At 72.4% G+C, this 18,482-nt stretch carries 16 protein-coding genes; all 16 read right to left on the reverse strand.

Features of this window, described 5'->3' with window-relative positions; translation table 11 throughout:
* Positions 1–7: 7 nt before the first annotated feature.
* Positions 8–4,564 carry a glutamate synthase large subunit gene (gltB, locus tag AB0L06_RS34255; protein ID WP_500235311.1) on the reverse strand — a complete coding sequence of 1,519 codons (4,557 nt, stop codon included), beginning with the start codon at positions 4,562–4,564 and terminating at the stop codon, positions 8–10.
* 593 nt (positions 4,565–5,157) lie between these two features.
* The gene (locus tag AB0L06_RS34260) at positions 5,158–6,237 is read right to left on the reverse strand and encodes a hypothetical protein (RefSeq protein WP_500235312.1); all 1,080 of its coding nucleotides are present in this window, start codon (positions 6,235–6,237) and stop codon (positions 5,158–5,160) included.
* Positions 6,234–7,082 (reverse strand): hypothetical protein, encoded by an 849-nt coding sequence (locus tag AB0L06_RS34265; protein WP_500235313.1) that lies wholly within the window; start codon positions 7,080–7,082, stop codon positions 6,234–6,236. The genes AB0L06_RS34260 and AB0L06_RS34265 overlap by 4 nt, the downstream gene beginning before the upstream one ends.
* Positions 7,083–7,338: 256 nt before the next feature.
* On the reverse strand, positions 7,339–8,067 hold the full coding sequence (locus AB0L06_RS34270) for a VIT1/CCC1 transporter family protein (RefSeq protein WP_500235314.1): 729 nt from the start codon (positions 8,065–8,067) through the stop codon (positions 7,339–7,341).
* A gap of 10 nt (positions 8,068–8,077) precedes the next feature.
* Complete coding sequence (gene lgt / locus AB0L06_RS34275) at positions 8,078–9,439, reverse strand: prolipoprotein diacylglyceryl transferase (RefSeq protein ID WP_500235315.1); 1,362 nt, start codon at positions 9,437–9,439, stop codon at positions 8,078–8,080.
* Between the two features lie 165 nt (positions 9,440–9,604).
* Positions 9,605–10,366: a DsbA family protein gene (locus tag AB0L06_RS34280; RefSeq protein ID WP_500235316.1), complete on the reverse strand. Its 762-nt coding sequence runs from the start codon at positions 10,364–10,366 to the stop codon at positions 9,605–9,607.
* Between the two features lie 248 nt (positions 10,367–10,614).
* Positions 10,615–11,388: a DsbA family protein gene (locus AB0L06_RS34285; protein WP_500235317.1), complete on the reverse strand. Its 774-nt coding sequence runs from the start codon at positions 11,386–11,388 to the stop codon at positions 10,615–10,617.
* A gap of 45 nt (positions 11,389–11,433) precedes the next feature.
* Positions 11,434–11,925, reverse strand: a complete 492-nt coding sequence (locus AB0L06_RS34290; protein ID WP_500235318.1) for a vitamin K epoxide reductase family protein — start codon at positions 11,923–11,925, stop codon at positions 11,434–11,436.
* A 244-nt stretch (positions 11,926–12,169) separates the two neighbouring features.
* Positions 12,170–12,985, reverse strand: coding sequence for a tryptophan synthase subunit alpha (gene trpA / locus AB0L06_RS34295; RefSeq protein ID WP_500235319.1), 816 nt, complete (start codon positions 12,983–12,985; stop codon positions 12,170–12,172).
* Entirely contained in the window at positions 12,982–14,259 is a 1,278-nt protein-coding gene (trpB, locus tag AB0L06_RS34300) for a tryptophan synthase subunit beta (protein ID WP_500235320.1), read from the reverse strand. Before trpB ends, trpA begins: the two co-directional genes overlap by 4 nt.
* A gap of 285 nt (positions 14,260–14,544) precedes the next feature.
* The gene (gene trpC / locus AB0L06_RS34305) at positions 14,545–15,351 is read right to left on the reverse strand and encodes an indole-3-glycerol phosphate synthase TrpC (protein ID WP_500235401.1); all 807 of its coding nucleotides are present in this window, start codon (positions 15,349–15,351) and stop codon (positions 14,545–14,547) included.
* A gap of 150 nt (positions 15,352–15,501) precedes the next feature.
* Positions 15,502–15,975, reverse strand: a complete 474-nt coding sequence (locus AB0L06_RS34310; RefSeq protein WP_500235321.1) for a DUF2752 domain-containing protein — start codon at positions 15,973–15,975, stop codon at positions 15,502–15,504.
* Positions 15,976–16,061: 86 nt separating this feature from the next.
* On the reverse strand, positions 16,062–16,742 hold the full coding sequence (locus AB0L06_RS34315) for a response regulator transcription factor (RefSeq protein ID WP_500235322.1): 681 nt from the start codon (positions 16,740–16,742) through the stop codon (positions 16,062–16,064).
* A gap of 12 nt (positions 16,743–16,754) precedes the next feature.
* A complete protein-coding gene (locus AB0L06_RS34320; RefSeq protein ID WP_500235323.1) occupies positions 16,755–17,465 on the reverse strand; it encodes a Trp biosynthesis-associated membrane protein in 711 nt (236 codons plus the stop codon).
* On the reverse strand, positions 17,462–17,851 hold the full coding sequence (gene hisI / locus AB0L06_RS34325; protein WP_500235324.1) for a phosphoribosyl-AMP cyclohydrolase: 390 nt from the start codon (positions 17,849–17,851) through the stop codon (positions 17,462–17,464). The genes AB0L06_RS34320 and hisI overlap by 4 nt, the downstream gene beginning before the upstream one ends.
* A gap of 363 nt (positions 17,852–18,214) precedes the next feature.
* Complete coding sequence (locus AB0L06_RS34330; protein WP_018657218.1) at positions 18,215–18,421, reverse strand: cold-shock protein; 207 nt, start codon at positions 18,419–18,421, stop codon at positions 18,215–18,217.
* Between the last annotated feature and the right edge of the window lie 61 nt (positions 18,422–18,482).

Below are 18,482 nucleotides of genomic sequence, written 5' to 3' on the forward strand. Positions count from 1 at the left end.
CCCCCTCTCAGCTCTGCGCGGCGGCCATGATGGCCTCGTCGACGTCCCGGCCCTCGGCGCGGGCGGCCTCGGCCGCGTCCAGCACCCGGCGGTAGTCCCGCGGCATGATCTTGGTGAAGCGGGTCGCGGCCGCGTCCCAGTCGGTGAGCAGCGACGCCGCCGTGCCGGACCCGGTCTCGGCGTGGTGCCGCTCGACCAGGCCTCGGACGAACTCGGCGTCCTGGTCGGTGAGCGTCTCCAGGTCGACCATCTCGGGGTTGACCCGCTCGGGCACCAGGTCGAGCACGTAGGCGATGCCGCCGGACATGCCCGCCGCGAGGTTGCGGCCGGTGCGGCCGAGGATGACGGCGCGTCCCCCGGTCATGTACTCCAGCGCGTGGTCGCCGACGCCCTCGACGACGGCCGTGGCGCCGGAGTTGCGGACGCAGAACCGCTCGCCGACGACGCCGCGGGCGAACAGCTCGCCCGAGGTCGCGCCGTACAGGAGGACGTTGCCGCCGATGATCTGCCCGGACGGCTCGAACGGCGCGTCCGCCGGGGGACGCAGGGTGATGCGCCCGCCGGACAGGCCCTTGCCGACGTAGTCGTTGGCGTCGCCGACCAGCCGCAGCGTGATGCCGCGCGGGACGAACGCGCCGAACGAGTTGCCCGCCGAGCCGGTGAAGGTCACGTCGATCGTGTCGTCGGCGAGGCCCGCGCCGCCCCACTTCTTGGTCACCGCGTGGCCGAGCATGGTGCCGACCGTCCGGTTGACGTTGCGGATCGGCAGTTCCAGCGTCACCTTGTCGCCGAACGCCAGGGCGCCCTCGGCGAGCTGGATCAGCGTGTTGTCCAGCGCCTTGTCGAGCCCGTGGTCCTGGGTGGTGGTGCGGCGCAGGGACGCGCCGTCCGGTACCTCGGGGGCGTGCAGGATCGGCGCCAGGTCCAGCCCGGACGCCTTCCAGTGCGCGACGGCGTCCCGGGTGTCGATCATCTCGACGTGCCCGATCGCCTCGTCCAGCGTGCGGAAGCCGAGCTCGGCCAGGTACTCGCGGACCTCCTCGGCGATGAACTCGAAGAAGTTGACGACGAACTCGGGCTTGCCGGTGAACCGCTGCCGCAGCACGGGGTTCTGGGTGGCGACGCCGACCGGGCAGGTGTCGAGGTGGCAGACGCGCATCATCACGCAGCCGGACACGACGAGCGGCGCGGTCGCGAAGCCGAACTCCTCGGCGCCGAGGAGCGCGGCGACGATGACGTCGCGGCCGGTCTTGAGCTGGCCGTCGGCCTGCACGACGATCCGGTCGCGCAGCCCGTTCAGCAGCAGCGTCTGCTGGGTCTCGGCGAGGCCGAGCTCCCAGGGCGCGCCCGCGTGCTTCAGCGAGGTGAGCGGGGACGCGCCGGTGCCGCCGTCGTGGCCGGAGACCAGCACGACGTCCGCGTGCGCCTTGGACACGCCCGCGGCGACCGTCCCGACGCCGACCTCCGCGACCAGCTTCACGTGCACCCGGGCGGCCGGGTTGGCGTTCTTCAGGTCGTGGATGAGCTGGGCGAGGTCCTCGATCGAGTAGATGTCGTGGTGCGGCGGCGGCGAGATGAGGCCGACGCCCGGGGTGGAGTGCCGGGTCTTGGCGATCCACGGGTAGACCTTGTGGCCGGGCAGCTGGCCGCCCTCGCCGGGCTTGGCGCCCTGCGCCATCTTGATCTGGATGTCGTCGGCGTTCGTCAGGTACTCGCTGGTCACGCCGAACCGTCCGGACGCGACCTGCTTGATGGCGCTGCGCCGCAGGTCGCCGTTGACGTCCGGGGCGAACCGCCGGGGGTCCTCGCCGCCCTCGCCGGTGTTGGACTTGGCGCCGAGCCGGTTCATGGCGATCGCGATGGTCTCGTGCGCCTCGGCCGAGATCGACCCGTAGGACATCGCGCCCGTGGAGAACCGCTTCACGATCTCCGACACCGGCTCGACCTCGTCGATCGGCACGGGCGGGCGCTCGCCGTCCTTCAGCTTGAACAGCCCGCGCAGCGTCATGAGCTTGCCGGCCTGCTCGTCGATCTGGGAGGTGTACTCCTTGAAGATCTCGTAGCGGCGGGTGCGGGTGGCGTGCTGGAGCTTGAACACGGTCTCGGGGTTGAACAGGTGCGGCTCGCCCTCGCGTCGCCACTGGTACTCCCCGCCGACCTCCAGGGTGCGGTGCGCGGTCTCGTTGCCGCCCGCCGGGTAGGCGCGGGCGTGCCGCTGCGCGACCTCGTCCGCCAGGACGTCGAAGCCGACGCCGCCGAGCTTGGACGTGGTGCCGGTGAACGCGCGGTCCACGACCTCGGCGCCGAGCCCGATCGCCTCGAAGATCTGCGCGCCGGTGTAGGACGCGACCGTGGACACGCCCATCTTGGACATGACCTTCAGGACGCCCTTGCCGTACGCCTTCACCAGGTTCCGGACGGCCCTGGCCTCGTCCACGCCGTCGAGCGCGCCCGCGCGGACCAGGTCCTCGACGGTCTCCTGCGCCAGGTAGGGGTTCACCGCGGACGCGCCGTACCCGATGAGCAGCGCCATGTGGTGGCACTCGCGGGCCTCGGCGGTCTCGACCACCAGGCCGACCCGGGTGCGGGTCTTCTCGCGGATCAGGTGGTGGTGGACGGCCCCGGTGAGCAGCAGCGACGGGATCGCCGCGCGGCCCGAGTCGCTGCCCCGGTCCGACAGCACGATGATCCGCGCGCCGCCCCGGATCGCCCGGGACACCTCGGAGCAGATCTCCGCGAGCCGCGCCCGCAGCGCCTCGCCGCCGCCGTGCACGTCGTAGAGGCCGTGCACGACGTGGGCCTGCAGGTGCGGCAGCGAACCCTCGTCGTCGATGTGGATGATCTTGGATAGTTCGTCGTTGTCCAGGATCGGGGTCGGCAGCACCAGCCGGCGGCACGAGTCCGGGCCCGGCTCCAGCAGGTTGCCCTCGGGGCCGAGGGTGGACTGCAGGCTGGTCACCAGCTCCTCGCGGATGGCGTCCAGCGGCGGGTTGGTGACCTGCGCGAACAGCTGCTTGAAGTAGTCGAACAGCAGCCGCGGACGCTCCGAAAGCACCGCGATCGGGGTGTCGGTGCCCATCGACCCGAGCGGCTCGGCGCCGGTCCGGGCCATCGGCGACAGGATGACCTTCAGCTCCTCGTTGGAGTAGCCGAACGTCTGCTGGCGCTTGACGAGCGTCTCGTGCGTCGGGATCTCGCGCTCGCGGCGCGGCAGCTCCTCGAACCGGACCAGGCCCTCGTGCAGCCACTCCCCGTAGGGGTGCTGCGCGGCGAGCTCGGCCTTGACCTCGTCGTCCTCGATGATCCGCCCGGCCTCGGTGTCGACCAGGAAGATCTTGCCCGGCTGCAGCCGTCCCTTGCGGACGACCTTGTCGGACGGGATGTCCAGCACGCCCGCCTCGGACGCCAGCACCACGAAGCCCTCGTCGGTCACCCAGTACCGGCCGGGACGCAGCCCGTTGCGGTCCAGGACGGCGCCGACGACCGTGCCGTCGGTGAACGTCACCGACGCCGGGCCGTCCCACGCCTCCATCAGGGTGGAGTGGAACTCGTAGAAGGCGCGGCGCGCCGGGTCCATCTCGGTGTGGTTCTCCCACGCCTCCGGGATCATCATCAGCACCGCGTGCGGCAGGCTCCGCCCGCTGAGGTGCAGGAGCTCCAGGCACTCGTCGAAGGACGCGGTGTCGGACGCCTCGATGTCGATCACCGGGTAGATCCGGGACAGGTCGCCCGGCAGCAGGTCGGACTTCAGCAGCGCCTCACGGGCGCGCATCCAGTTCCGGTTCCCGCGGACGGTGTTGATCTCGCCGTTGTGGGCGATGAACCGGTAGGGGTGCGCCAGCTCCCACGCCGGGAAGGTGTTGGTCGAGAACCGGCTGTGCACCAGCGCGATGCCCGAGGTGAACCGCTCGTCCGACAGGTCGGGGAAGAACGGCTCGAGCTGCGGCGTGGTGAGCATGCCCTTGTAGACGATCGTCCGCGAGGACAGGCTCGGGAAGTAGGCGGTGGTGTCCTGCTCGGCGCGCTCGCGCATGCAGAACACGACCCGGTCCAGCTCCAGACCGGTCCGGCCCGCGTGCGGGCCGTGCGCGGCGGCGGTCAGGAACAGCTGCGCGAAGTGCGGCATGACCTTGCGCGCGGCCGGACCGCAGTGGGACGCGTCGTGCGGCAGCTCGCGCCAGCCGAGGACGGTCAGCCCCTCCTCGACGCACAGCGTCTCGATCCGCTCGACCGCCGCGGCGCGCTCGGCCTCGTCCTTCGGCAGGAACGCGACGCCCGCCGCGTAGGACCCGGCCTCGGGCAGCTCGAAGTCGCAGACCTCGCGGAAGAACGCGTCCGGGATCTGGACGAGGATGCCCACGCCGTCGCCGTCGTCCGGCTCGGCGCCGACGGCGCCGCGGTGGTCGAGATTGCGCAGGACGGTCAGGGCGTTGCTCACGATGTCGTGGCTCTTGCGACCGTTCAGGTCCGCCACCATGCCGACGCCGCAGGCGTCGTGCTCGTTGGCCGGGTCGTAGAGACCCTGGTTCTGTGGCAGGCCCGGTGTGGGGGCGGCAGCGGCCATCAGACCCTCCCGTCGTCGTGTTGTCACTGGCTGATGTCAGTGCAGGCACGGGACGGCGTTGGCCCTGCTGCGGTGCGATGAGACTACATCACTGCCGGGATCATGCCCGAAGCGACCAAGTCGCGAAACGTGTCCGGGTCTGTTGATCTTCGTCGATCTCGTTGATCTCCGCGTGGTTTAGACCACTCTAGTGCCCGATGACCGCGTGAAAACGCCCTGACCTCGGGTGATCATCATCACCGGGTCGGCGCGTTTAAAGGATGTGCGGCCCGCCGCCCCCTCCGGCGGCGTCCGTTCACCGCCCCCGCACGACACGCCCCGGAAGCCCGTCGCCGGGTACGCGAACATGCCCCGGAAGGCAGTCGCCCAGGTGTACGAGCGCGCCCCAGAAGGCAGCCACCAGGTGATGCGAGCGTGGCCCGGACGCTGGCCGCCGGGCACCCGGCCATGGCCCGGAAGACAGCCATCGGGAACGCGCCTGGCGCGAAGGGCGGCTGCCAGGTACGCGGGCATGGCCCGGAAGGCGGCCGCCGGGGACGTGAGCGTTGCTCGGAAGGGGGTGGGTGGTGAGCGGGATGTGCCGCTGAGGGGGGTCAGTGGGTGCGGGCGGCGCGGTCCAGGACGGCCGGGGCCTTCTGGCCCTCGATCAGGATCGACAGCAGCGTCTCGTCCTTGGCGGCGCTCGCCGCGTCCCCGGAACCGGAGAGCCGCTGCGCCCACGCCACCACCGCGTAGTGCCCCATCGCCACGCCGCGCGCGGCGCCGTAGCCGTCCTGGCCGAACGTCCCGAGCGACCCCTTGGAGCCGCTCGACCCCTTCGAGCCGCCGGTGTCCTTCGAACCGCCGGTGTTCGAGCCGGTGGTGTCCTTCGAACCGCCGGTGTTCGAGCCGGTCGGCTCCGAGGACAGCGGCCGGACGAACCCGCCGCCGCTGCCCTGGCCCAGCGCGTCCACCAGGGTGTTCGCCGACGGCGCGTCCACCAGGTTGAACACCGTCACCGACAGCGCGTAGCCGTGCGCCGTGTCCGCGTACAGCGTCCGTGCGACCTGCGTGCAGCCCGCGCGTTGCAGGGCCTTCGCGGTCGCGCTCCCCCACACCGCCGCCGTGCAGCCGGAGCCCAGCTCCTTGGCCTTCAGCGTCAGCCGCACCTTCCGGGACACCTGGATCGTCGACGCGTCCGGCGGGAACGCCTCGCCCTCGGTCAGCGGCGCGGCGTCCACCGACCGCTTCTCGATCCCCGCGTACGCGCGGCTGGACGGCGAACTGGAGTACGTCGAGGGCGCCACGCCCGTCGGCGACGTCGCCCCGGACGACCCGTCGTCTCCGGCGTCGGGCTTCGCGCGGGTGTCGTTCGTCCCGACGATCAGCGCCGCCACGCCGACCACGAGCAGCAGCACGAGGCCCATCGCCCAGCCGAAGTAGGTCCGGGCGCTGGGCCCGCGCTTCGGCTTGGGCCGCCGCCCCTGCGTCCGGTCGCCGGACAGGCCGTCCTCGTAGGGCCCGCCCTGGGGCTGGACCTCGTACCCACCCTGGGCGTGGTCGTCATAGCCGCCCTCGTGCGGCGGGACGCCCTCGTAGGCGGCGTCCGGACGGCCGGAACCGCCGCGCGGACGGTCACCGCGCGGCGGGCGGCCCTGGGACGATCTCCTAGGCCTGGTGGAGGAACGACTCATTTCTTCGGGTTGTCCCCGGCCATCTCCAGGCGTCCCCAGACGAAGTCGGCGGGCTTCTCCACCGCCAGGCTGAGGTCCACCAGCTCGGAGAGGTTCGCGGGCTGCGCGCCCCCGGCCCGCTGGACCCAGGACACGATCACGAAGTGGCCGTAGGTGTGCGCGTACGCCGCGCTGAAGCCGCTGTGGAACGCGGGCGCGCCCTCCGGGTCGAGCGCGCGGACGAAGCCCGCGTTCGTCGCCGGGTCGAGGTCACGGACGATCTGCTGCGCGCCGTCCTGGTTCGCCATGTTCAGCACCGCGAACTGGCCGACGTGCTGCTTGTCCACGCTCACGTACGCGCCGCGCGCGACCTGGGTGCACTGGTGCGTCTTCAGGTCGGCCTGGAGCCGCTGGCCCCAGGTCGCCGCCGCGCACTCGCCGGCCAGGTTCGTCTCGGCGAGGGTGAAGGAGTACTTCTTGTAGGCGACCGTCTTGACGTCCGCGGGGAACACCTCGCCCTCGGTGATCGGCCGCGCGTCGCCCTGCCGGTCGACGATCTTGGCCATCTCCTTCTCGGGCGCCCACGGGGTGAACGCGGTCGGGAGCAGCTGCGCGCCCGACTTCGCCTCGCCGGCGGACTTCTTGCCGCCGCCGGAGGTCACCATCACCCCGACGACCGCGGCCGCGACCACGACGACCAGGGCGACCACCCCGCCCGCGAGCAGCTTGGGGTTCAGCCCCTTCGATCCCTTGCCGTCGCCGCCTGGTTCCGCCGGCCAGAAGTCCCCGCCACCGGTCTTGGTTCCGGACGGGGATCCGGACGGGTTCGATCCCGGGGATGCGCCTGAGTCACGAGCCTCGATCACAGTGCGGGAGCCTATCGTTCCAGCCGCCCACGCGCGCACAAAAGGGCGTTTCCGGTCGCTACACCCCGGTCCGTGCCGCAGTCCCGGCCCCGGCCCGCGCCACGGTCCACACGACGGTCCAGGTCCCGGCCCGCGCCACGGTCCAGGCCCCGGTACGCGCGACGGTTCAGGCCCCGGTCCGCGCCACGGTCCAGGCCCCGGTACGCGCGACGGTCCAGGCTCGGGCCCGCCGCGCTCCCCGTTCGGCCCGTCACGCTCAGACCCCGGTCTGGCCGATCAGCGCGCCGACGCCGAACGTGATCGCCGCCGCCGCGCCGCCGAACACCAGCTGGCGCAGCCCGCTGAACCACCACGACCGCGTCGTCACCCGCGCGACCAGCGCGCCCGCGCCGAACAGCCCCAGCGCCGCCACGATCGCCGACGGCCACAGGTTCTGCGCGCCCAGCAGGTACGGCAGCACCGGCAGGACGGCCCCGACCGCGAAGGCCACGAACGACGACCCGGCCGCCACCACCGGGGACGGCAGCTCTCCCGGCGCGACGCCCAGTTCCTCGCGGGCGTGCACCTCCAAGGCGTCCTCGGGGTTCCGCGACAGCTGCCGCGCGACCTCCGCCGCCGTCGCCGGGTCCACGCCGCGCTTCTCGAACACGGCCGCGAGCTCCCGCTGCTCGGCCGCCGGATGCCGGGCCAGCTCCAGCCGCTCGATCTCGATCTCGGCCAGCGCCAGCTCGGACTGCGAGGCGACCGAGATGTACTCGCCGGCCGCCATCGAGAACGCCCCGGCGGCCAGTCCGGCGAGCCCCGCCAGCAGCACGACGTCCTTGGACGCGCTGCCGCCCGCCACGCCGGCGATCAGCGCGAAGTTCGACACCAGGCCGTCCATCGCGCCGAACACGGCGGGCCTCAGCCAGCCGCCGTTCACGTCACGGTGCTGATGGTGGTGTTCGGCCAGCATCTCGGGCTCTTCCGCGGTCAGTCCCCCCATGCCGGAGACCCTACTTGGCGTCCCGGACAGGCTCGCCCTTGCCCGCCTCGTCGCCAGCCTCGTCCGCGGCCCGGTCCGCCTTCGCCTCGTCCTTCTCGGGCTCGTCCGAAGCCTCGGCCTTCGCCTCGCCCTCCGCCTCAGGCTCGGCCGTCGCCTCGTCCGCGGACTCGGCCTCGTGCTCCGACCCGGCGTCGGCCTTCGGCTCGTCCTTCACGGCGGGCTCGGCGTCGGCCTCCGCCTTGGGCTCGTCCTCGGAGGTCTCCTCAGCGGTGGTCTCCGGAGCGGCATCGGACATGTCGCCCGTGGTCTCGGACTCGTCCTCAGAGGCGCTCTGCTGGACGTCTCCGGCCTGGTCAGGCCGGGTGACGCCGTCACCCTCGGCCGCCTCGGGACGCTCCTCAGCGGCCTTCTCAACGACGTCCTCGGGCTTCGTGTCCTCGACGTCCTCGGGCTTCGCGTCCACGACGGTCGCGGCGCCGGTTCCGGACTCGTCTTCGGTCTCGGCGGCCACGTCCGCGACGGCGGGCTCGACGGCTCCGACCGCTTCGGGGCCGGTCTTGTTCCGGGCCCAGTACAGGTAGCCGACCGCGCCGAGGAAGACGATGAGCGCCGTCCAGTCGTTCAGCCGCAGCGGCCCGATGTGATGAGCGTCATCGATGCGCAGCGCCTCGACCCAGAAGCGGCCCACGGTGTACGCGGCGATGTAGAGCGCGAACGCGCGGCCGTGGGTGAGCTTGTAGCGGCGCTCGGCCCACAGCACCAGGACGGCGACGCCGACGCACCACAGCGACTCGTACAGGAACGTCGGGTGGTAGGTGGCGATGTCGGCGTACTTCGGGTCGAGGGCGCCGTCCGCGGTGCGGGGACGGTGCGCCGTGTCGATCTTCAGCGCCCAGAAGGTGTGCAGCGGACGGCCGTACAGTTCCTGGTTCCACCAGTTGCCCCAGCGGCCGATCGCCTGGGCGAGCGCGATGCCGGGCGCGATGGCGTCGCCGAGCGCGAGCACCGAGATGCCCCGGCGGCGGCAGCCGATGATCGCGCCGACCGCGCCGAGGACGACGGCGCCCCAGATGCCGAGGCCGCCCTCCCAGACCTTCAGCGCGTTCACCGGGTCCTTGCCGTCCCCGAAGTACCGCTGGTAGTCGGTGATCACGTGGTAGAGGCGGCCGCCGACCAGGCCGAACGGGACGGCCCAGACCGCCACGTCGATCACGGTGCCGGGCTGGCCGCCCTTGGCCGCCCAGCGGCGCTCACCGAGCCAGACCGCCACGATGATGCCGAGGATGATCATCAGGGCGTAGGCGCGGATCGGGACCGGCCCGAGGTGCCAGACACCCTGGGAGGGACTTGGAAGGAAGGCCACCGGCTGCATGACCGTTGACGTTACCGCGTTCGGAGGGTACGGGGACGCACGTCCCGCATCGAACACCCGAACGCCGGGCCTTCCGGGCGGAAACGGAAACCCGGAGCACGTGACCGGGAGGCGGCGGGTCCGCGCGACCCGCCGCCTCCCGGCGTCCTCCGCGGGGCCGGTCCGCTACCGGCCCCCGGCCTGCTGGACGGCCTTGGTGAGGACGTCCTTCGAGGTCGCGTTGAGCTGCTTGCCGTCGAGGAACAGCGTCGGCGTGCCCTGGATCTTGCGGGTTTCGAGGGCGTACCTGGTCATCTCGGCGACCTTCGCCTTCTGCTTCAAGTCCCGGACGCACGGCTCGAAGTTCGGGTCCGTGACACCGAGCTGACGCCCCCACTTCACCAGGTCGTCCTCGGCGAAGCCCTCCTTGCCCTCCTCGGGCTGCGCCTTGTAGAGGGTGTCGTGGTAGGCGAGCCACTTGTCGGCCGGGACGCACAGGGCGGCGTTCGCGCCGCGCTGGGAGTTGCCGCTGAGCGGCTCCTGCTGGAACAGGTGGAGCGGCCGGTAGACGAGCTTCAGCCTGCCCGCCGCGGCGAGTTCCCGCATCGTCCCGCCCAGGGACGCCTCCATCGCCTTGCACCCCGGGCACTGGAAGTCCTCGAAGACCTCCAGGACGGGCTTGGACACGCCCGCCTTCGCCATCGTGACCGAGCCGTCCGCGTTCCGGGTGACCGGCGCGGACGGTCCGCTGTACGGCGCGGCGTTCACCTTCCCGCCGTTGTCCCCGCGCTTGGCGACCAGGACCACCACGATGGCGATCACCACCGCCGCGAACACGACCCCCAGCACGATCATCAGCAGCCGGTTGCGGCGGTCCCGGGCGGCCTGCGCCGCCCGCTGCGCCGCCAGCTTCTCGCGCGCGGTGCGCGTCCTGTCGGCCTTGCTCATCGATCCCCCGATCGACTCGACCTTGCGCTGACGCTTGCAGAGCGTAGCGACGAACAGTCACCGAGGGTGACATGCGCAGGTCATCGGGGCAGAAAGACCACCGGCCGGGCGCACCGCGCACGCAGGAGCGTGCGGGTGTGCCCGGCCGGGGCGGGCGCCTGCAGGTGGCGCTGTCGTGCGGGTGGCGCTGCCGTGTCGCCGCGTCCGGACGGGACGAGGCGGCCGCGGGGGGCCGTCGCCGGAAGGGATCAGGCGGCGGAGGTGACGGCCTTCTCCAGGGCGTTCGGGTCGAACATCGCGTTCTGGTCGAGCGGCTTGCCGTTGATCAGGACGGACGGGGTGCCCGCGCGGCCGCCGTACTTGGCCTGCAGGACCTTCAGCCCGTCGTCGTTGTTCTTCTTGACCTGGGCCGTGTACTTCGAGTCGGACACGCAGCTCGCGAACGTGGCGGACGTGCCCGCGGACGTGCCGAACTTCTTCAGCACATCGGTGGTCAGCGCCTTCCGTTCGTCCGGCTGGTTCTGGTAGGCCACGTCGTGGAACTGGAGGAACTTGCCCTCGTCGGCGGCGCACCAGCCCGCGACGGCCGCGCGCGGCGAGCCCTGGGGGTTCACGAACGACAGGATGTGGTACTTGACCGTGACCTTGCCCTCGGCGGCGAGCTGCTTCACGGTGTCACCGCTGGCCTTCTCGAACTCCTTGCAGATGGGGCACTGGAAGTCCTCGTAGAGGTCCATCGTCGGGCCCTTGGCGCCCGGCTTGCCCATCGTGACGGTGCCGTCGGTCTCGACCTTGATCGGCGCGACGGTGCCCTTGTACAGGTTCGCGCTGACCTTCTTGCCGTCCCCGCCGGACTTGTCGGAGTTCATGGCGACGACGGTGACCACGACGGCCACGGCGACCACGACCACTGCGCCCAGCACCGCGGACAGCAGGCGGACCTGCTTGTTCCGCGTCTGCTGCCGCTTGCGCTCCTCGGCCAGGCGCTCCCGGGCCGACCGCTCCCGTGCGGCCTTGCTCATTGGTTCTCCTATGGGTGGAGTGCTGCTCTTCAGGGCTTCAGGGGGCTAGTCGACCTCACCCAGCCGCCGGAACTCGTCGGCCAGGACGAGAACGAAGAGCAGGATAGTGATGATGTGCACCCCGGTGCACCACAGGCAGATCTTGTCCAGCACGGCCAGTTCGACCGTCACCAGGTAGACGACGAACAGCACGCCGACCGCGGCGGAGGCCAGCCGGCTCCAGCGGAACAGCGGCGCGCTGTTGTTCAGCGCCCACGGCGTGATCAGCGCGGCGAAGCCCACGAAGAACAGCAGCCCCAGCAGCGGCAGCGGGATGCCGACCAGCTTGGAGTACTTGCTCGTCGTCACGGCGTGGCAGTCGATCGTGGCGTTGGCCGAGCAGATCAGCGCCTTGGCGTTGTAGTGCGAGTAGGTCAGGTAGATCGAGATGGCCAGCCCCGCCACGGTGAACGGCCAGGCCAGCGCGGGGAACCAGCGCCCGCCCGCCGAACGTGCCGACGGCGCGCCCGCCTGCGCCGCCGCTGTCTCTTGCGTCATCTTGATCCTTCCACGACCGCCCGTTCAAGGCCGCCCGTCGCGCCGGGTCCACGGCGGGCGAACACACACCTTACGGGAGAGCGACCCGACTCATGGGTTTGAACCGACGGGGCGTCGAAGGGAGTTCCCGATCTCGGTGACGACTTTTCCCGATCTTGGCCCCCGCCGGCCCGGAACGCCGTCCGGACCGGTGTTTCGCGGTCCGGACGGCGTGGGCGTCCGACGTGCGGATGTGGCTCCGGGGTCAGATCTCCCGGCGGACGCCCCGGGCCAGTTCGGCGGTGAGGGCCCGGACGCCCGCGAGGCCGCTCGCCTCGTCGGGGGCGTCCAGCAGGCGGCGGATGAACGCCGAGCCGACGATCACCCCGTCCGCGAACCCGGCGACCTCGGCGGCCTGGGCGCCGTCGCTCACGCCGAGGCCGAGGCCGACCGGCAGGTCCAGGCCCTGCTTCTCGATGCTGGCGTGCGTGCGCTCGACCAGCCTGGGCGCGCCGGTGTCCAGGGCGGTGCGGGCGCCGGTGACGCCCATCAGGGACGCGGCGTACACGAACCCGCGGCACTCCGAGGTGATCTTCTCGATCCGCTCGTCGGTGGAGCTGAGCGCGACCAGGAACACCTTGTCCAGGTCGTGGGCGTCGGCGGCCTCCAGCCAGTCGCCGCCCTCCTCGGGCGTGAGGTCCGGGGTGATCAGGCCCGCGCCGCCCGCCGACCTCAGGTCGCGGGCGAAGGCGTCCACGCCGTACCGGTCCACGGGGTTCCAGTAGGTCATGACCAGCGTCGGGACGCCCGTCCCGGCGACGGCCTCGACCGTGCGGAACACGTCCGTGACGTGGACGCCGCCGACCAGGGCCCGGTGGACGGCGTCCTGGATGGTCGGGCCGTCCATCATCGGGTCGGTGTAGGGCAGGCCGATCTCGATGACGTCGCAGCCCGCGTCGACCATGGTCTTGGCGGCCTCGATCGCGCCGTCCACGGACGGGAACCCCGCGGGGAGGTAGCCGACGAGCGCGGCGCGCCCCTCGGCCTTGGCCTTGTCGTAGGCGGTCTTGACGCTGGTCACTTGGCCTCTCCCTCGGGCATCAGGCCGAAGTAGTTGGCCGCCGTGTGCATGTCCTTGTCGCCTCGTCCGGACAGGCAGACCACGATCGTGGCGTCCGGGCCGAGCTCCCGTCCGACCTTGATCGCGCCCGCGAGCGCGTGCGCGGACTCGATCGCCGGGATGATCCCCTCGGTGCGGCAGAGCAGCGAGAACGCGTCCATCGCCTCGGCGTCGGTGATCTCGTGGTACTCGGCGCGCCCCGTGTCGTGCAGCCACGAGTGCTCGGGGCCGACGCCGGGGTAGTCGAGCCCGGCGGAGATCGAGTGCGTCTCCATGGTCTGGCCCTCGGCGTCCTGCAGCAGGTAGGTGCGCATGCCGTGGATCACGCCGAGCGAGCCGCCGACCAGCGTGGCGGCGTGCTTGCCGGACGCGACGCCGTCGCCGCCCGCCTCGTACCCGAGCAGCCGCACGCCCTCGTCCGGGACGAACGCGTGGAACATGCCGATCGCGTTGGATCCGCCGCCGACGCAGGCGACGACCGCGTCCGGGAGCTTCCCGGTGAGGTCCAGGCACTGCTGCCGGGCCTCGACGCCGATGATCCGCTGGAAGTCGCGGACCATCATCGGGAAGGGGTGCGGTCCCATGACCGACCCGATGACGTAGTGGGTGGTGTCGACGGACGCGACCCAGTCGCGGAACGCCTCGTTGCAGGCGTCCTTGAGGGTGCGGCTGCCGGTCTTCACCGGGATGACCTCGGCGCCCAGCATCCGCATCCGCGCGACGTTGAGGGCCTGCCGCTCGGTGTCGACCTCGCCCATGTAGACGGTGCAGTCGAGGCCGAGGAGCGCGGCGGCGGTGGCCGTGGCCACGCCGTGCTGCCCGGCGCCGGTCTCGGCGATGACGCGCTTCTTGCCCATCCGCCGGGTCAGCAGCGCCTGGCCGAGCACGTTGTTGATCTTGTGGGAGCCGGTGTGGTTGAGGTCCTCGCGCTTGAGCAGGATCCGGGCTCCCCCGGCGTGCCCGGCGAACCGCTTGGCCTCGGTCAGCAGGCTGGAGCGTCCCGCGTAGTTCGTGAGCAGGTCGTCCAGCTCGGCGATGAAGGACGGGTCGGCCTTGGCGGCGTCGAACTCGCGGGTCAGCTCGTCCAGGGCGGCCATGAGGGCCTCGGGGGCGAACCGCCCGCCGAAGGCCCCGAAGTGGCCGGTCGCGTCCGGGACCGGTGACCCGGACGACAGGGTCGTCCGCGAGGAGACGGCGGGAACGCCGGAAGCGCCGCGCGCGGCGTCGATGGTCATGGGTTGTTCTCGTCTCTGGGTGAGAGGGCTCGTCGGGTCAGTGAGATGCCGGACGAGCGCGCCATCGTTCGCGCAGCGGTTCAGCGAGCATGCCCGTACCCTACAGCCCACGGACCAGGCGCACTGCGATCCGGGGTGGGACGAGAGGCCGCCTTCGGGGAACGCGGACGCCCGGCCCCCCTCAGGGAGACCGGGCGCGGTGAGCGGAAGCGGCTCGGCCGCTCCGGACGAAGTGGATCAGCCGCTCCGGGCGGAAGCGGGTCAGGCGCTCCGGGCGGAGGCGGGTCAGCCGCTCTGGCGGAGGGCCGGGTGGGCGCCGGCGGCGACGAGGTCGGCGACGGCCGAGCGCGGGTCGCGGCCGATGACCAGGCTCTCGCCCACCAGGACGGCGTCCGCGCCGGACGAGGCGTAGGCGAGCAGGTCGTGCGGGCCGCGCACGCCGGACTCGGCGATCTTCACGACGCCCGCCGGGACGCGCGGGGCGATCCGGGCGAAGGTCTCGCGGTCGACCTTGAGGGTCCGCAGGTCGCGGGCGTTGACGCCGATGACCTTGGCCCCGGCGTCCACGGCGCGGTCGACCTCCTCCTCGGTGTGCACCTCGACGAGCGGCAGCAGGCCGATCGACTCGGCCCGCTCGACGAGGGAGACCAGCGCGTCCTGCTCGAGCGCGGCGACGATCAGCAGCGCGACGTCCGCGCCGTACGCGCGGGCCTCCCACAGCTGGTAGGAGGTGACGATGAAGTCCTTGCGCAGGATCGGGATGTCCACGGTGGCGCGGACCGCGGCCAGGTCGTCCAGGCTGCCGCCGAACCGGCGGCGCTCGGTCAGCACGCTGATGATCTTCGCGCCGCCCGACTCGTAGTCGCGGGCCAGCGCGGCCGGGTCGGCGATCGCGGCGAGCGCGCCCTTGGACGGGCTGCTCCGCTTCACCTCGGCGACCACCCCGACGCCGGGCGCGCGCAGCGCCGCCAGCGCGTCCCGGGGCGCCGGCGCCTTCGCCGCCCGGGCCTTGAGGTCGTCGAGCGACACCGTCCGCTGCCGGTCGGCGAGATCGGCCCGGACCCCCTCGATGATCTCGTCCAGCACGCTCACGCCGTGCCCACGCTCGCCCTCGGTCACGCAGGAGCCCCCTATTTTCCGGTCGATCCGTGCCCCGATCGTAGCCTCACCCGCAGGCGCCGCCCGCACCCGGGGGCGGCCTCGGAACCGCCCTTCCGGCGGCCTTCGAGGCCAGACCTCCACTCATGGGGCCAGGGCATGCGCGAACGGCAGATTCCGGACGACCCAGTACACCAGCAGCAGCCCGACGACCCCCGCCAGGGCGCCGCGCCGCAGCAGCACCGACGTGACCGGCTCGCCGCGCGCCGCGCAGTACGTCCAGCGCGCCCACAGGTATCCGGCCACCGGCATCAGCAGGAACGCGAGCGGGTTGAGGCCGAACGCCGCCGCCACGTGCCCGTGGGTCAGCGAGTTGACCATGCGCAGCCCGCCGCAGCCCGGGCAGTAGTACCCGGTCAGGAACAGGAACGGGCAGGTCGGATAGTGACCGGGCGAGTGCGGGTCGACGAACGTGACGACCACGGTGGCCGCCGCCGCCGTCCCGAGCAGGGCCAACGGCATCCAGGCCCGCCGGATCGCGGGCGGCGCCGGCCGTCCTCCGCCCGGAGGCGTCCCCCGCCTCTCCGCGCCGACCGTGTCAGGTGTTCCCTGGCTCACCCGACCAGCCTAAGCCGTCCCCGGCCCGCGGTTCAGGCGGCCGACCGCGAAACCGCCCACCCGATCCACCGGCCTCACTCTGAAGGTCAGGCGTCCAGGCGGTAGCCGACGCCGCGGACGGTGCGGATCGGGCTGGCCTCGCCGAGCTTGGCGCGGAGCTGGGCGATGTGGACGTCCACGGTGCGGCTTCCCGCGCCCGCGCCCGGGCCCCACACCGAATCCAGGAGCTGTTCGCGGGTGAAGACGCGGCCGGGATTGCGGGCCAGGTAGCCGAGGAGGTCGAACTCGGTGGCGGTCAGGCTGACGTCCGCGCCGTCCGCGTCGCAGGTGCGGGCGGCGGTGTCGAGGACGAGCCCGCCCGCGCGCAGTTCCCGCGTCACCTCGGACACGCTGTGCCGCAGCGCGCCCGCGACCGCGCGGACCAGGGCGCGGGGCCCGAACGGCCGCTCCAGGCGGTGCGCGCCGAGGTTGCGGGCGAGGGCGGGGTCGATCGGGCCGACGACCGCGACGACGCGTCCGCCGGGCGGCGCGGGGCGGGTGACCAGGGCCGACGCGACCCGCCGGTACAACTCCACGGGCGTCGTGGTGGTGGACAGGTCGAGGACCACCGCGTGCGGACGGAGCCGGGCGGCGGTGTCGGACGCGCCGGACAGGTCGGGCTCGACCTCGACCCGGTAGCCCTCGCGGGTCAGGCAGCGCCGCTGGAGTTCGGCCACGGCGGGGTCGTGCTCGACGACCAGGACGAGTTCACCCGCGCCGCCCGCCACTCCGCTCCCGCCTCACCGACGCCGCGAGGCGGCGTCGGTCGAGGCGTCCGTGTCGTGCTCCGTGTCGTCCGCGTGGTCCGTGTCGTCAATGTCGTCCGTGTGGTCCCCGGTCTCGGTGGGGTCCTCGCCCCGGTCGAGGGACTTCCAGAGGGCGGACGCGTCGTCACCGGACGCGGCGGGCCGGGCGGCGCCGGTGTCCGCGGCGTTCTGCCCGGTCACCGGCTTGGCGGCCTGCTCGGGGCGGGCGTACCGGGCGGACAGCCCGGGCCAGCGCGCGCCGCGCACCAGGACGATCAGCCCCGCCGTGGCGAGCAGCACGCCGCCCGCCATCGACAGGCCCCACCAGGGCTCGATGTGGACGGCGGGGTGCGCGCCGAGCTTCATCAGCGCGCTCTTCTCCCCCGCGATCCTCGCGACGTGCGCGGGGCGGGAGGCGGTCACCGACGTCGCCACGACACCGGCGCCGAACAGCGCGAGGAGAAGCCCGATGGCCGCGCGGAGGCGTCCGGACGTCGCGAACAGCGCGGCGAGACCGGCGAGACCGGCCCAGCCGAGCGCGGACGCGAGCTGCCCGACGTCGTGGCCGGTGAGGTGCTGGGTGTAGGGCGTGATCGCGTCCTCGGCGCGGACCGTGGCCCAGCGCTGCCCGGCGGCGAGCAGGGTCAGCCCCGCGCCGGCGGCGCACACCAGGGCCGCGACGCCTCTTTCCCGCGCGGGGGTCACGGCCGCTCGGCGGGCCGTTCCCCGACGACGGCGTCGAGGGCGTCGGCGTCGAAGCAGGTCCGGTCGCCGGTGTGGCAGGCCGCGCCGACCTGGTCCACCTTGATCAGGATCGCGTCCTTGTCGCAGTCGAGCGCGACCGACTTGATCCACTGCTGGTGGCCGGAGCTCTCGCCCTTCACCCAGTACTCCTGGCGGCTGCGCGACCAGTAGGTGGCGCGGCCGGTGGTGAGGGTGCGGTGCAGCGCCTCGTCGTCCATCCAGGCCAGCATCAGCACCTCGCCGGTGTCGTACTGCTGGGCGATGGCGGGGACGAGCCCGTCGGCGTCACGCTTGAGCCGCGCGGCGATCTTGGGATCGAGTCGAGACTCGGAAGGGGCAGCGGACATGCGTCCATTCTGCCGCAGGCCGCGGGCCGTCCGCGTCCAGGGCCCGGTTTCCCTCACCCTTCCTGGTCAGGACCGTCACGCCGGAGGGCGGTCGCCGGGGGCAGGGCGCGGCGTGGGCGCGGGGCGGGGCGCGGCATGCGCGCGGGGTGTGGCGGGGCGTCCGGGTGACGAAAAGCACAGCGTCGGAGTTCGCGACCGTGAGGCGGGGCCGAAGCGGGATCGAGGCGGCGCCGAGGCGAGGGCGAAGCGGCGTCGGATGCGGCTTCGGAGCAGCGTCGGATGCGGCGTCGGATGCGGCGTTGAAACGCAACGCAGCCCGCGTTCCGAAAAGCGGAACGCGGGCTGCGCGGACGACTACGGGTGTTACAGGGGGACGACCTGGTCGGCCTGCGGACCCCGGTTACCCTGCGTCACCTCGAACTGGACGCGCTGGTTCTCGTCCAGCGTGCGGTACCCGGAGGACTGAATCGCCGAGTAGTGCACGAAGACGTCGGGGCCACCGCCGTCGACGGCGATGAAGCCGAAGCCCTTTTCGGCGTTGAACCACTTCACGGTGCCCTGCTGGGGCATGTCTTTCTCCTTGCGGCAAAACGTGGGCCCACACCTCGTGAGCCCAGCGCGGCTGCTAGCG

Source organism: Spirillospora sp. NPDC052269 (genome assembly GCF_040679435.1).
GTDB lineage: Bacteria > Actinomycetota > Actinomycetes > Streptosporangiales > Streptosporangiaceae > Spirillospora.